We start from the raw sequence: 14237 nt of genomic DNA, 5'->3' as shown, positions 1-14237 counted from the left end.
TTAAACTTTCTCACCAATCACGGCCGCTTCAGCAAATGTTGCCATCTCATTATGTAAGCGACACGCTAGCTTGATCAACCCCAGTGCAGCTCCTGCACCGCTGCCTTCACCTAAACGCAGATTCAGCTTCAATAAAGGCATCGCTTTAAGTTCTTCTAATAAACGGACATGACCATATTCAGCCGACTGATGCCCAAAGAGCATCCAAGCACGAACCTGTGGATTTAAGCGTACTGCGAGCAATGCCGAAACAGTACTGATAAACCCATCCACCACTATCGGTAGACCCAATTGCGCACAGCGAATATACGCAGCTGTCATAGCTGCGATTTCAAGTCCACCCACTGCACATAAGGCTTTAAACGGATCATTCCCGACATATTGGGCATGGAGTGAAAGTGCTTGATCAATCACCTGTTTTTTATGTATTAATTGTTCTGTGCGGATACCTGTTCCAACACCCGTGAGCTTTTCAGCGGGTTCAGCCAATAAAAAACAAGCGACAGCTGAGGCTGAACAGGTATTTCCAATGCCCATCTCACCCGCGACATAGATATCTGCCCCATAAGCGATGGCATCTTCCACACTTTTTTGCCCCAAAGCAAAAGCTGCTTCACATTCAGCTTCAGTCATGGCTTGGGTTTGAGCAAAGTTCGCCGTCCCCGCGCGGATGCAGTGGCGTTCAACCCCGACATATTCATACGCTTCACCGACTGAACCACAGTCGATGACTTGTAACTTGGCTTGATACTCTTTGGCAACCACACTAATACACGCCCCGCCAGTTGCGAAGTTCTGCAACATTTGACGCGTCACCGCTTGTGGATAGGCAGAAATATTTTCTTCCATCACCCCATGATCACCTGCAAAAATCGTAATCCATGGACGGTCAATCTTGGGTTTTACAGTGTTTTGCAAACTGGCTAAAGTCACTGCAACCGATTCAAGCTCCGACAACGAGCCTGTCGGTTTGGTCAACTGTGACTGGCGTGCTAGGGCTTGAGCCAATACAGACTCACTCGGACTTTGACATGCTTCTAACCACCAACTCACACTTGTTCTCCTTTTAAAATCATTGGAAATCCTGCTACGCAGAACACCACTTTATGAGCGATTTGACCTAACTGCTGATGCAATCGCCCTGTTTCATCAACAAAGCGACGGCTGATTTGTCCCATTGGAACCACACCTAAGCCTGTTTCATTGCTCACTAAAATTAGCTCGGACTGTAAACTTCCTACGACATCTAACAACTTCTGGCATTCTTGAACTTGCAAATCTGGGTCAGTATGCATCAGTAAATTACTCATCCATAAAGTCAGACAATCGACCAAAATGGTTTGGTTTGAGCGATCTAATTTGACCAACTGCTCTGCAAGATAAATGGGTTCTTCACACAGCCCCCAATCTTCGGGTCGTTGTTGCTGATGGTGTTGAATACGCGCTTGCATCTCCCCATCCAAGGCTTGTGCAGTTGCCATATAAACCACAGGCTGCGCCAACTGTTGTGCAATCTGCTCCGCCAAGCGACTTTTCCCCGAACGTGCACCACCTAAAATCAGTTGCATTGCGCATTCCCCAACTCAATCTGTGTATGTGAAAACAATGACCCTTGTAAGACATGGGACTGATAAAAACCAAACGTGAGCTTTGAGACATTTAAGCTATAGCTAATATCTTCAATTTCAGCCATACGTGCCAATACATGATCACTACACAATGCTTCACGGTATAGACCTAATGTAATATGTGGACAATAACTCAATGCCGCGACTTCCTGCGAGGTTTGCAGCAATGTTTTTCTAATTTGATCCAACACGCCTGCGGTATCATCTACTTTTAAAAATAAGGCACTTTCAAAACTATTTAATTCACCCATCTGTAACTGAAAAGATTCTAGTTTTAAATTTTTAAGGCGTTCAAGCTGCTGATTCAGTTGCACTCGACTAAAGTCATCCGACTGTGTTGCCTGCTCTACCCAAAAACCTGCAACAAATAAAGTGATATGAAACTGCCGTTGATTTGGTTGATAAAGTAAATCTGAGAACTGCTCACGAAGCTTTGTTAGATAGCTGATCAAAACAGGATCATCCACTTCAATATACCAAAGTGCATAGCGTCCTCGTCCCAAATGCCATTCAGGATAGTCTCGAGCTTCGGTCGGTACTACAGTGCTATGGGGTTGAAGAAACACAATTTTATTCACAAATGAAGATGAATAATTTAAGCATATTTTTGTCAAAATTATGGGCTGAAACGCCGAGATAATTTCACATTTAAATGAATTATTTTCAACACACTCAAATGACAGGCATAAAAAAACCCCAAGTTAAACTTGAGGCTTTTTAAATTTTGGAGCGGGAAACGAGACTCGAACTCGCGACCCCAACCTTGGCAAGGTTGTGCTCTACCAACTGAGCTATTCCCGCAATATGGATGTGCATTATAGAGAGTTTCATCAAACTGTCAACACTCTATAATGCAATTGCTGAATTAATCAGCACGGCGCCAGATTGTCCCTTGGCGAGTGTCTTCCAAAACTACACCCTGATCTAACAAGGACTGACGAATTTCATCCGCTTTGGCAAATTCTTTGGCTTTTTTCGCATCTTGACGTTGTTGAATCAAATCTTCAATTTGCTCTTCAGACAAAGCCAACGCCTCTTGCCCAATATCAGACTTCAGGAACTCTTCAACATTGTGCTGAACCAAACCTAGAATATTGGTTAAATGACGTAAGGTTGCATAGTAAATCGCCGCTTGTTCCGCTTGTTGCTCTTTCACGGCACGGTTCAATTCTTTGTTGACTTCAAACAATACCGCAATGGCTTCAGCGGTATTGAAGTCATCACGCATGGCACTATTGAAACGCTCAAGCAATGTTTCATCTAAGGTATCGACTTGTGTATCACCATAGGCTTGTTGATAAGCTTTGAATGAATGATAGAAACGTGACAGCGCAGTTTTTGCTTCTTTTAAAGCAACATCAGAGAAGTTCACAGGGCTACGATAGTGTGATGACACAATGAAGTAGCGAATCACTTCAGGATGGAACTTATCCATCACATCACGAATGGTAAAGAAATTGCCCAATGACTTCGACATTTTCTCGCCATCAACGTTGATAAAACCGACATGCATCCAATAGTTGACATACTGCTCGCCAGTTGAAGCCTCAGACTGTGCAATTTCATTTTCATGGTGCGGGAACATGAGGTCCGAACCACCACCATGAATGTCAAAATGGTTCCCTAGGCAGCAAGTCGACATCGCAGAACATTCAATGTGCCAACCCGGACGACCTTTGCCCCATGGCGAAGCCCATGCAGGTTCATTATCTTTGGCATGTTTCCAAAGTACAAAGTCAAAGGGATGTTTTTTCTCAACTTCAACATCAACACGTTCAGATGCACCCGCTTGCATATCTTCCAATTTACGTCCTGAAAGACGACCATATTTAGCGAATTTTTCCACTTGGAAATACACATCACCATTGGCAGATGGATAAGCTGTGCCCTTTTCAACCAAATTGCCAATCATGCTTTGCATTTGATCAATATAATCTGTTGCACGCGGTGCTTCGTCTGGATGTAAACAGCCTAGATTTTCAGCATCTTCATTCATCGCTTGAATAAAGCGGTCTGTCAGTTGAGTAATCGACTCTCCATTTTCATTGGCACGTTTAATGATTTTGTCGTCAATGTCGGTAATGTTACGTACATATTTAACGCTCCAACCTTGGCTACGCAGGAAGCGAATAATATAGTCAAATGCAACCATCACGCGCGCATGTCCAATATGACAGTAGTCATATACCGTCATACCGCAAACATACATATCAATATGCCCCTCAACACGAGGTACGAATTCTACTTTTTTGCGTTGCTCTGAGTTATATAGAACAAATGGTTGCATAGCGATTCAAAAGACTTCAAATATAAGAATGGATCATCTTAACCTAAGCATTATTTTTCATAAAGTTTTCAGAAGATTTTTCTTTCAATTATCTCGCCACTTTTCATTCATACGCAACTATTTCTAAATTTCCATTATCCAAATCTTAAACGGATTACTGGTAAATATTGGCACTATATGACGCACTGTGCTAAGGATGAACATGTGCATGCTCGCAATGCTCATGGCTATGAAGTTTTGGCGCTTCATGATCTGTTCGAATACAGCAACCCTCGACATACTGACTGGTACCGTCCATATAAAATTCCTCTTTCCATACAGGAACTTCATGTTTTACCCGTTCTACCGCTTCCTCACAGGCTTGAAAGGCTTCACGGCGGTGCGCAGCGTAAGCCATTGCAATAATCGCAGTATCACCAATATCTAAAGCACCAATGCGATGCACCACCCGAACGTAGGACACGCCATATTTTAATTGGATCTCTTGTTCAATTTGACGAATCATTTTTTCAGCGACAGGTGCATAAGCGGTATATTTTAACGCTTTTACAGCTTTACCTTGATGGTGATTCCGCACCGTACCAATGAATATGCCAATGCCACCACACTCAGGAAAATGTTGGATGCCATCAAAGTCATTTTGGGTAAAAGTCACTGTTTGAATCCGCGGAAATAGTTTTAAGTCCATCTCAACCTCCTGCCACAGGGGACAACAACACCAAAGTACAATCTCGACTTAAAATAGTCTGCCTTGGAATAATGTCTTCACCGATTGCACAGGCACAGCGCTCCAATACTGTGTGGACATCTGGGTATTGAGCAACGAGATCCTTTAAAATCACCGTAACCGATGAATCAGGCTCACATTGCAGCATTAAATTGGGGGGTAACTGCCGTTCAATCGCACCAAAAGCTTCGATCTTCACTCTAATCACGTTGTTTAATTCCTGAGTCATCCTAACCTCCAATCATATGCATACTGATTTTTCGCACGGGCTGATGCAACTGCTGTTTTTGAATAGCATGAAAGCCTTGCTCTTTATGCCAAACATAAGTTGAAAGTTTCCCCTCTAAAACAAAGGGTTCATGCTGATTGAGCAGAGTAAGTTGCTGAATATCTGACTTTAAATTTAAGCCTTGCTTAGCAAAAAGACAATTATAAAACTCACCTTGCGCATTCAACCGCAGTCGATCACACTCCCCACAAAACGAGTTGCTAATGGTGGAGATAATCCCAATGTTCGCACCATCTACCCGATAACTACGTGCTGGATTGGCGCCTTGTCCTTCAAGCACTTGCACCGTAAATTGCGAGCTGAGTTGAGACAAAATCTCTTGTTCAGTGACGAGATCGGCTTGCGACCAATTTTGATCGCCATCTAAAGGCATAAACTCAATAAAACGCAGTTCTACCTTTTGCTGCTTTGCCCACTGCACCAAAGGGACAATTTGATCGTCATTGATGCCTTTCATCAGCACGGTATTGATTTTGATGTTAAAACCAACCTGCTGTGCAACCTGAATTCCTTCCAGCACTGTATGTAATTGTTTTTTAGTGAGGTGTTGAAATTGTTCGGCATCTAGACTGTCTAGACTAATATTTAAATCATCCAGCCCTGCTTGCTTTAAAGCAGCGGCATATTGTTTTAAATAGTGACCATTGGTGGTCATGGAAATACGCTTCAGCCCCTGTTTTTTTAGGCTTTGTAGCTGTTCGATAAAATGCACCACACCTTGGCGCATTAACGGTTCACCACCCGTGATACGAATTTGCTCAATGCCATGCTGCACCATAAATTTGCAAAAATGGTAGAGTTCTTCAAAGCTGAGCAAGTCGTGCTTTTTCATCCATTCGGGATGTTCGGGCATGCAATAGACGCATTTAAAATTACAACGATCCGTCACAGAGATTCGTAGTTTGCGCTTTTCACGTCCAAACTGATCTTGGAATACTCTAACTGCGGATACATGGGTCATGCTGTTCATCTGTCTTGCCTATGCGTCCTTTGAGCGGTGTGGGTGCAGTTCATATTTCACGCCCTATTTTCTAAAGTATAAATTGCAATAACTGTTCCAACTTTGTGCACTTTTTACATTTTGAGTATTTTCAGTTCACCGCCGTAATGAGTGATCACTGCTACATACGTTTATAATCTAAATAAAATAACGACTCCCATAAATATATTCTAAATCTTTGTTTTATAAAAAATTTAATATAAACACGAATACTTATTTGGTTCTTTTATAGATTTTTATTTAAACAGTCAAATCGGTTTATGGCAACATCTTTTGCTCTCAACACACACTCCCATTCTCCGTATCTGAGATATTTATAAAAAATTGAGTTGCCGATGCTGTTGTAATTCATCCAACGAGTTAATACTGTGAAAAAACAGTGCATGATTTTTAAATCGTGCCACCTGTGGGTGCAAATCTGCAAAACACTGCCTTAAGCTGCGCTGATTTTGTTCAAGGTGCTGAATCAATGTCGGCAAACTGCTCCGTTTTAACAAACAAAACGGATACAGTGCACGGTCATTGATTTCTACAATAACGACACCACAGTTCGGATCTTGTTGCATCGCTTGATGTAACCGTGAAAACACTTTTTTCGGAATAAAAGTTACATCACAGGGTACGAACAGCACATAGTCTGATTGCACATGTGTCCATGCACTTTTCATCCCCATCAAGGGCCCTTGAAAGCCTGTTGCCTCATCTTCAAAAAAGCCAATCGACGGAATCAACCGCTCATAAATTGAATGATCCCGATGGCTGTTGACCCATACCTTGGTTGCACGTGATTTTAGCTGCTGATGAATTTTGATGAGTTGAATTTCATCATCAAATTTTTGCAAGAGTTTATTAATGCCATTCATACGGCGCGCCTGACCACCCGCCAAGATGACAACTTCAGTTTCTGGGTAGCTCACGGGTTTGAATATTTTTCTTTTCATTCTACATCCTCCGTTTGACAAGCTTTGATCAGACCTCGAATTTCAGGTAAGCAAGAACCGCAATTACCTCCTGCCTTTAAGCATGCAGTGACTTGTTTTTCATGGGTGATATTTTTTTCTTTAATGACATCGATAATGCGATTTTTTCCGACTTTAAAGCAGCTACAAACCAGTGGGCCATCACTATTAGTCATTGACATGGCTTGCCCTGCCAATAAAGCCTTTCGATGCATCGCACTTAAGCGTTCGCGCTTAAACAGACTTGCCACCCAGTCTCGATCTGGCAATAACGCTTTGGGCGCAATATACAGACTTGCAACGAGGTGTCCATCTTGTAACACCACACTATGACTGATATGGGCCGTTTGATCTTCTACATTGAGCCATTCAAAACTTTCATCATCAAAAGGCAATAAAGCTTTGAGTTGTTCCGTGGTTTCCGTAAAACGTCGACGGTCTGCCAGCTCATAACGAATAGCTTTGGACGTTTTGATTTTGGTCCACCAAATGCTTTGTTCAATACTTTGTTGCACCAAATGCTCAAAGCCCGTTCTGACATAAAATACGCCCTGCCATTGCGTATAAAACGGATGAATCATCACAGGGGTATGTTTGAACTCAGGTTCTCCCGAAATCGCATCCACTACAGGATTCACCACTTTGCCAATCCGTGCGTCTGATGCAAATTGATCACTCCAGTGAATCGGTGCAAAAATCTGTCCACGGCGGATATTGTCACTGACTGTAGCTCGCAGCACGCAATTTCCCCAAGCCGATTTGATCTCTACCAGTTCGCCATCTTTCAAACCATATTTCAGGGCATCATTTGGGTGAATTTCACAATAAGGTTCTGCTTTGTGCGTACTTAAATTGGCTGATAAACCTGTACGTGTCATGGTATGCCATTGATCGCGGATACGTCCTGTATTCAGCACCAATGGATATTCACTGCTGGTTGGATTTACTGCACCAACTGCTGTTGTTGCAATAAACTTGGCTTTACCATCTGGGTGACTAAACTGACCATCTTTAAATAATTGGGCAAAAGTGTTTAGTTTGGTTTGACTGTTTTTCAAAGGTACGGGTACAGGCCATTGCGTCGGTTCAAGTTCTTGGTAGTCATCAAATGAAAGATCAGTCAGACCTGCCAAATTGAAATAGCGGAATGTTTCAGTCGATGAACGTAAATCGATTTCTGCATTTTGATAAGCTGAAAGCTGGGCATGTTCTTTGAAAATGTCATGACTACTTTCAAAGTCAAAACCCTGAAATCCTAATTTTTTCGCCACTTGTGAAACTGACCACCAATCTGCTTGTGCTTGGACTGGAATGTCTAAAAAAGCACGCTGTCTGGAAATCCGGCGTTCTGAATTGGTGACTGTGCCATCTTTTTCACCCCAACCCAATGCAGGCAGCAACACATCGGCATATTGCGTGGTATCGGTATCTAGACAAATGTCTGACACCACCACAAACTCACATTTCTCTAGTGCACGTTTGACCTGATCAGCATTGGGTAAACTCACCACAGGATTGGTCGCCATAATCCAAATGGCTTTAATTTTACCGCTTTCAACCGCTTCAAAAAGGTCGACGGCTTTTAAACCCACTTGCTTTGCAATGGTTGGACTGTGCCAAAACTGTTGAACCAATTGTTGATGTTGTGGGTTATCCAAATCCATATGGGCAGCCAACATATTGGCAAGTCCACCCACTTCACGTCCACCCATTGCATTCGGCTGGCCCGTCATCGAAAAGGGTGCAGCGCCCAATTTCCCAATTTTGCCCGTTAACAAATGACAGTTGGTAATACTATTGGCTTTGTCTACCCCACGTGAAGACTGATTCACCCCCATTGAAAATAAGCTCATCACTTTTTCTGTTTGAGCAAATTTTTCAAAAAAAAGTGTTAATTTTTCAACAGAAATCCCCGTCCGTTCGCTCACACTCGCTATTGATGCTTCAGAAGCACTGCTTGCCAGCGCTTGTTCTAAGCCTTGAGTATGCTTTGTAATAAAATCGGTATCGGTATAATGATTGTTTGCTAAATACTGTAATAAACCATTGAACAGCGCGACATCCTGACCCGGTAAAATCGGTAAGTGTAAATCAGCCGCCTCACAGGTTGCAGTAAAACGCGGGTCAATCACGACGACAAAAAGATCTCGCTCCTCTTTGGCTTTCATGATGCGTTGGTACAATACTGGATGGCACCATGCGGTATTTGAACCGACTAAAACCACCATATCCGTATGTTCAAAATCACTATAACTGGCTGGAACTAAATCTTCCCCAAAAGCACGTTTATGCGCAGCAACGGCTGAAGACATACACAACCGTGAATTGGTGTCGATATTGGCCGTACCCAAGTAGCCTTTAACAAATTTATTGACCACATAATAGTCTTCAGTCAGCAGTTGACCTGAGACATAAAAAGCAATACTTTCAGGCCCATATTGATCGATATAATGTTGAAATTTATTGGCGATTAAATCTGTTGCGGTATCCCATGAACTTACCTCACGTTGCGGTTTACGCCCTAACATGGGATGTAAGACACGTGTTTCTAAACCTACGGTATCGGCTAAATTACTGCCTTTAATGCACAACTTTCCGAAATTAGATGGATGCTGAGCATCACCCACCACAGAGACTTTTTGCCCTAAAGCCGTTTCTTCAACAGTTGCTGTTACCCCACAACCCACCCCACAATATGGACAAGTGGTTTGTGTGGTTGTAATCATTTTTTCTGTGGAGCTATGCAGTTCCATTACAGGGATACTATTCATTTCTGCTTCGCTCCTATTTGTCTTTCATTTATTTTGAATCACTCACAACGGCGTCTTTTCTTTTGTGTTTAGATTTAGGATTAACCTTCGGTTCGACCTACTTTTCTTTTGGGAAAAGTAGGCAAAACCATTGTCATTCACAAAACTCGTCCCATACCACCTTCATCCCAACTTACTCGCAGAAACATTAATTTTCATAAGTAACCCTGCCTCAAACAAGTCGTGAATGACTTTTCCTCGTATCAAATTAACTATCAGAAAATCTATCCCCCTCCTTTCAAGAGGAAGTTTTTACCCTGCTTTTTTTAATGCAAAATCTTTACCAAATAACAATTTATTTCGAATTGATGAAATTGGCGTTTGATCGGAAATAAGTTCTGCATACCAAACACCATCTTCGGTATCACCAAACAACACCGCACCAACGACCTTATCCTTTTGAATAATAATGCGTTTATAAATCTGACGTTTTTCATCATTTAAAATGATGTCTTCAAAGTCATCCTTCGGTTCAAAATTACCCGCTGAGAACACATCACAGCCACTTACCTTTAACTGTGTTGGAACAGTTGGTGCTTTGAACGTTAAGCTGCCATGCTCCGCCAAATGTGAGGCACAAATGAACGCCTGCCCCCAAAGTGGCTCAACTAAACCAAAAGTCTGGCTACGATGCTCAATACACTCTCCCACGGCGTAAATACTTGGGTCAAAAGTCTGCATGGTGTCATTCACCAATACACCTCGGTTACAGCGCAGTCCCGCACTTTGTGCAAGTGCCATGTTCGGACGAATACCGACTGCAAAAACCACAAGATCCGCCTCTAAGACTGTACCGTCTTTCAAGCGAATTTGAGTGATATGACCATCTACACCCACCAATGCTTCAGTATTGGCCTCGGTGAGAATCGAAATACCCTTTTGTTCAATACTATGGCGTAGCATTTGGCTAGCTTTACTGTCTAATTGGCGCTCCATAATGCGATCCATAAGATGTAAAACCGTGACATTCATCCCGCGTTGTTTGAGGCCATATGCAGCTTCAAGTCCCAACAAACCACCACCGATTACCACCGCGTTTTTCTTGGTCTTGCAGTAATCCAACATAGTGTTGATGTCATAGATATCTCGGAAACTAATGACACCTTCCAATTCCGCTCCAGCAATTGGTGGAATGAACGGTTTCGAACCTGTCGCTAAAATTAAACGATCATAATCGACCACTTCACCTTTTTCGGTATAAACCTGCTTTCGAGGGCGGTCAATACGTACCGCAGGGTCACCCGCAATGAAATGAATCCCTTTGTCGCTATACCACGCATGTGGATGCAACATGATGTCATCAATGGTTTTATCCCCTGACAATACAGGCGATAACATAATACGGTTGTAGTTCCCCCAAGGTTCTTCACCAATCACTGTCACTTCATAACGTTCTGGTGCCATGTCGAGTAAATCTTCCAAACAACGCATGCCCGCTAAGCCATTGCCAACCAGCACCAGCTTCATTTTTTCCTGAGATGCACCTGTGTTGGTGATATAGGTTTTTTGTGGTGTTGGACTAATCCACACTCGGCCATTTTCAATTTTGCTTGGAAAAACCAACAGTTTTTGATCTTTATCTTCCAAACAGCGTCCTGTTGCTAAACTAAAATGCTGTTTATAAATCGGGGATGCCACCACACGCTCACCTTGTAAATCACCAATAATACCGCGCGACATCACAAAAGCTTGGCTAAATGGGTCTTGGTTACTCAAGGCATATACCCGCTTTTCAGCACCGACACGAAAAATAGCAATTTGCTGATGTTTAATAAGTGCACCTACGCCAGTGTTTGGCGTTACATCATCTAGCGCACAGACATCAACCCAATCTAGCTCATTCATTTCTTTTAAAATTGTCATCGTCTTAATCCTTTTAAACTTATTCATTCATTTAGCCCCCTCTAACTTTGCTTTTGAGAGAGTGCTGAAGAAAGAAGTTTGAATACCCTAATTTGTTAAGCTTCAACCACTGGAATACGGCTACGATCTCGTTCAGCCGTAGTTTTAGGACGAATCTGGCCACGAACTTCTGCAAACTGAATATGCGGATCTTGTTGCTGCTCAGCTTTGGCATTGATAAAGGTCACGAAGCGTTTACGTACTTCTGGGTCTTCGACAGCCGTACGCCATTCATCTTGATAAGTCCCCACTACATGGCTCATACGACGTTCCAGTTCAGCAGCTAGACCTAAAGAATCATGCACAACCACATCTTTAAGATAATCTAAACCACCTTCCATGTTGTCGCGCCATACCGAAGTTCGTTGTAAACGGTCTGCGGTTTGCACATAGAACATAAAGAATCGGTCGATGTATTTAATTAAAGTTTGGGTGTTGAGATCCGAAGCCAATAACTCGGCATGGCGAGGCTTCATCCCTCCATTACCGCAGACATACAGGTTCCAGCCTTTTTCAGTGGCAATCACACCGACATCTTTACTTTGCGCTTCGGCACATTCACGGGTACAGCCTGAAACAGCCATTTTTAATTTGTGTGGTGAACGTAAGCCTTTGTAGCGGTTCTCTAAGAAAATGGCTAAACCAACCGAGTCATCCACACCGTAACGACACCATGTACTGCCGACACAAGACTTCACTGTACGCAACGATTTCCCATAAGCATGGCCTGACTCAAAGCCCGCCGCGATGAGCTTTTCCCAAATTTCAGGAAGTTGGTGAATTTGCGCGCCAAACATATCGACACGTTGCCCACCAGTGAGCTTGGTATATAGGCCATATTCTTTAGCAATTTGCCCCACAGCAATTAAGCCATCAGGCGTCACTTCACCGCCTGCCATCCGTGGTACTACAGAATAAGAACCATCTTTTTGAATATTTCCTAGGTAGTAGTCGTTACTGTCTTGTAGACCTGCATGGCTTGGTTTCAAAACAAAGTCATTCCAACACGACGCTAAAATATTGGCTGCAGTTGGCTTACAAATATCGCAGCCCAAACCATGACCATGTTGTTGGATCAGGTCATCAAAAGTTTTGATTTCATTGACCCGTACCAAGTGATACAGCTCTTGACGTGAGTAAGCAAAGTGCTCACAGATATGATTATTGACCGTAACGCCTTGGCGTTGTAATTCACATTTTAAAACTTGGGTCACTAATGGTGCACATCCACCACATGCAGTAGCTGCTTTGGTACATTTTTTTAGGGCACCTAGAGACGTTGAACCCTCGGCGATTGCACTGCAAATATCGGCTTTAGATACGTTATTACATGAGCAAATGGTTGCACTGTCTGGCAGTAAATCAACTCCACTACCGCCAGATTTACTTGAGGATTGCGCATAACCTGGCATGATTAAACTTTCAGGATTTTCTGGAAGCGCTAAACCATTCAGCATCATTTGTAGTAAGTCGTTGTACTCTTTTGCACAGCCCACTAAAACTGCGCCAAGTAACTTGGTCTTTTCGCCGTTCACCACAATTTTCTTATAGACTTGTGTATCTTCGTCGGCATAGAAATAACTGAGTGCATTCGGTGTCATCGCATGTGCATCACCGACCGAAGCCACATCAACGCCCATCAGTTTCAACTTGGTGCTCATGTCCGCACCTGCAAATTCAGCACAAGCTTGTTCAGTGACATGTTTTGCTGCAATACGTGCCATGTCATAGCCTGGTGCCACCAGACCATAAATTTTGTTTTGCCACAGTGCACATTCACCAATGGCGTAAATATCTGGATTTGACGTTTGGCAATAATCATTAATCATGATCCCGCCGCGCTCCCCAAGGGCTAAACCACTTTGACGCGCCAACTCATCACGTGGGCGAATACCCGCTGAGAACAAAATGATGTCTGTTTCAAGCTCAGAACCATCTCCAAATTTCATCACATGCTTCGTCGTAGCACCTTCCTCAATTGATGAAGTCGCTTTTTGGGTATGGACTTTTACGCCTAAGTTTTCAATTTTTGCACGTAGAACCTTTCCGCCCAAGTCATCAATTTGAACCGCCATAAGACGCGGTGCAAACTCAACGACATGGGTTTCCAAGTTTAGATCCCGTAGCGCCTTAGCGGCTTCTAGGCCCAATAAACCGCCACCAATTACCACACCTGATTTCGCATTAAGACTTGCAGCACGAATCGCATCTAAGTCTTCAATGGTTCGGTAAACAAAGCAGTTTTCACGGTCATTACCCGAAATAGGCGGAACAAAAGCATATGAACCTGTTGCCAAGATTAATTTGTCAAAACCAAGAACATCACCATGATTCGTCGTCACCGTTTTATGGCTTTGATCAATTGCAACCGCTTTGGTGTTTAAACGTAAATCTATGCCATAAGCATCAGCAAAATCTGCACGACAAAGGGTTAAATCCTTTGCTGATTTACCACTGAAATATTCAGTCAAATGTACGCGGTCATAAGCCAAGCGCGGTTCTTCGGCCAAGATGGTAATTTCAACATCGTCACCCACATGTTCGAGTACTGATTCGATAAATTTGTGGCCAACCATGCCATGACCAATCATGATGATTTTCATATTCTTTCTCCGCAATATTTCATTTGTTCTGC

The 14237-nt window shown here is 42.9% G+C and carries 11 protein-coding genes and 1 tRNA gene; all 12 read right to left on the bottom strand.

The window, feature by feature from the left end:
• The 12 genes from cobT to nirB all read right to left on the bottom strand — a co-directional run bounded on the left by cobT (nucleotide 1) and on the right by nirB (nucleotide 14205).
• Nucleotides 1–1053: a nicotinate-nucleotide--dimethylbenzimidazole phosphoribosyltransferase gene (cobT, locus tag PTT44_RS13080; protein WP_168158889.1), complete on the bottom strand. Its 1053-nt coding sequence runs from the start codon at nucleotides 1051–1053 to the stop codon at nucleotides 1–3.
• Nucleotides 1050–1568 carry a bifunctional adenosylcobinamide kinase/adenosylcobinamide-phosphate guanylyltransferase gene (gene cobU / locus PTT44_RS13075; RefSeq protein WP_168158890.1) on the bottom strand — a complete coding sequence of 173 codons (519 nt, stop codon included), beginning with the start codon at nucleotides 1566–1568 and terminating at the stop codon, nucleotides 1050–1052. Before cobU ends, cobT begins: the two co-directional genes overlap by 4 nt.
• Nucleotides 1559–2206: a 2'-5' RNA ligase family protein gene (locus PTT44_RS13070; RefSeq protein ID WP_168158891.1), complete on the bottom strand. Its 648-nt coding sequence runs from the start codon at nucleotides 2204–2206 to the stop codon at nucleotides 1559–1561. Before PTT44_RS13070 ends, cobU begins: the two co-directional genes overlap by 10 nt.
• A 147-nt stretch (nucleotides 2207–2353) precedes the next feature.
• Nucleotides 2354–2429: transfer RNA gene (locus tag PTT44_RS13065), tRNA-Gly, on the bottom strand.
• A 64-nt stretch (nucleotides 2430–2493) separates the two neighbouring features.
• Nucleotides 2494–3915: a cysteine--tRNA ligase gene (gene cysS, locus PTT44_RS13060; RefSeq protein WP_005400641.1), complete on the bottom strand. Its 1422-nt coding sequence runs from the start codon at nucleotides 3913–3915 to the stop codon at nucleotides 2494–2496.
• 190 nt (nucleotides 3916–4105) lie between these two features.
• Entirely contained in the window at nucleotides 4106–4603 is a 498-nt protein-coding gene (locus PTT44_RS13055) for a molybdenum cofactor biosynthesis protein MoaE (protein WP_168158892.1), read from the bottom strand.
• A 1-nt stretch (nucleotide 4604) separates the two neighbouring features.
• Complete coding sequence (locus tag PTT44_RS13050) at nucleotides 4605–4871, bottom strand: MoaD/ThiS family protein (protein ID WP_273795667.1); 267 nt, start codon at nucleotides 4869–4871, stop codon at nucleotides 4605–4607.
• Between the two features lies 1 nt (nucleotide 4872).
• Nucleotides 4873–5901: a GTP 3',8-cyclase MoaA gene (gene moaA / locus PTT44_RS13045; RefSeq protein WP_273795666.1), complete on the bottom strand. Its 1029-nt coding sequence runs from the start codon at nucleotides 5899–5901 to the stop codon at nucleotides 4873–4875.
• Nucleotides 5902–6245: 344 nt separating this feature from the next.
• Nucleotides 6246–6872 (bottom strand): molybdenum cofactor guanylyltransferase, encoded by a 627-nt coding sequence (gene mobA, locus PTT44_RS13040; protein WP_004982162.1) that lies wholly within the window; start codon nucleotides 6870–6872, stop codon nucleotides 6246–6248.
• Nucleotides 6869–9661: a nitrate reductase gene (locus PTT44_RS13035; protein ID WP_168158895.1), complete on the bottom strand. Its 2793-nt coding sequence runs from the start codon at nucleotides 9659–9661 to the stop codon at nucleotides 6869–6871. The genes mobA and PTT44_RS13035 overlap by 4 nt, the downstream gene beginning before the upstream one ends.
• Before the next feature lie 291 nt (nucleotides 9662–9952).
• Complete coding sequence (gene nirD / locus PTT44_RS13030) at nucleotides 9953–11563, bottom strand: nitrite reductase small subunit NirD (RefSeq protein WP_168158896.1); 1611 nt, start codon at nucleotides 11561–11563, stop codon at nucleotides 9953–9955.
• A gap of 95 nt (nucleotides 11564–11658) precedes the next feature.
• On the bottom strand, nucleotides 11659–14205 hold the full coding sequence (nirB, locus tag PTT44_RS13025) for a nitrite reductase large subunit NirB (RefSeq protein WP_168158897.1): 2547 nt from the start codon (nucleotides 14203–14205) through the stop codon (nucleotides 11659–11661).
• Nucleotides 14206–14237: the final 32 nt, after the last annotated feature.

It is taken from the genome of Acinetobacter sp. Gutcm_16 (genome assembly GCF_028649355.1).
Taxonomy (GTDB): Bacteria; Pseudomonadota; Gammaproteobacteria; order Pseudomonadales; family Moraxellaceae; genus Acinetobacter; species Acinetobacter johnsonii.
Note: the sequence above shows the minus strand (reverse complement) of the source record. Positions and strands in the feature narration are given on the sequence as shown.

Bases quoted from the DNA above. Each gene is read 5' to 3' on its own strand.
- cobU (WP_168158890.1), bottom strand. From the start codon at position 1,568: ATGCAACTGATTTTAGGTGGTGCACGTTCGGGGAAAAGTCGCTTGGCG.
- cysS (WP_005400641.1), bottom strand. From the start codon at position 3,915: ATGCAACCATTTGTTCTATATAACTCAGAGCAACGCAAAAAAGTAGAA.
- PTT44_RS13055 (WP_168158892.1), bottom strand. From the start codon at position 4,603: ATGGACTTAAAACTATTTCCGCGGATTCAAACAGTGACTTTTACCCAA.
- PTT44_RS13050 (WP_273795667.1), bottom strand. From the start codon at position 4,871: ATGACTCAGGAATTAAACAACGTGATTAGAGTGAAGATCGAAGCTTTT.
- moaA (WP_273795666.1), bottom strand. From the start codon at position 5,901: ATGAACAGCATGACCCATGTATCCGCAGTTAGAGTATTCCAAGATCAG.
- mobA (WP_004982162.1), bottom strand. From the start codon at position 6,872: ATGAAAAGAAAAATATTCAAACCCGTGAGCTACCCAGAAACTGAAGTT.
- PTT44_RS13035 (WP_168158895.1), bottom strand. From the start codon at position 9,661: ATGAATAGTATCCCTGTAATGGAACTGCATAGCTCCACAGAAAAAATG.
- nirD (WP_168158896.1), bottom strand. From the start codon at position 11,563: ATGACAATTTTAAAAGAAATGAATGAGCTAGATTGGGTTGATGTCTGT.
- nirB (WP_168158897.1), bottom strand. From the start codon at position 14,205: ATGAAAATCATCATGATTGGTCATGGCATGGTTGGCCACAAATTTATC.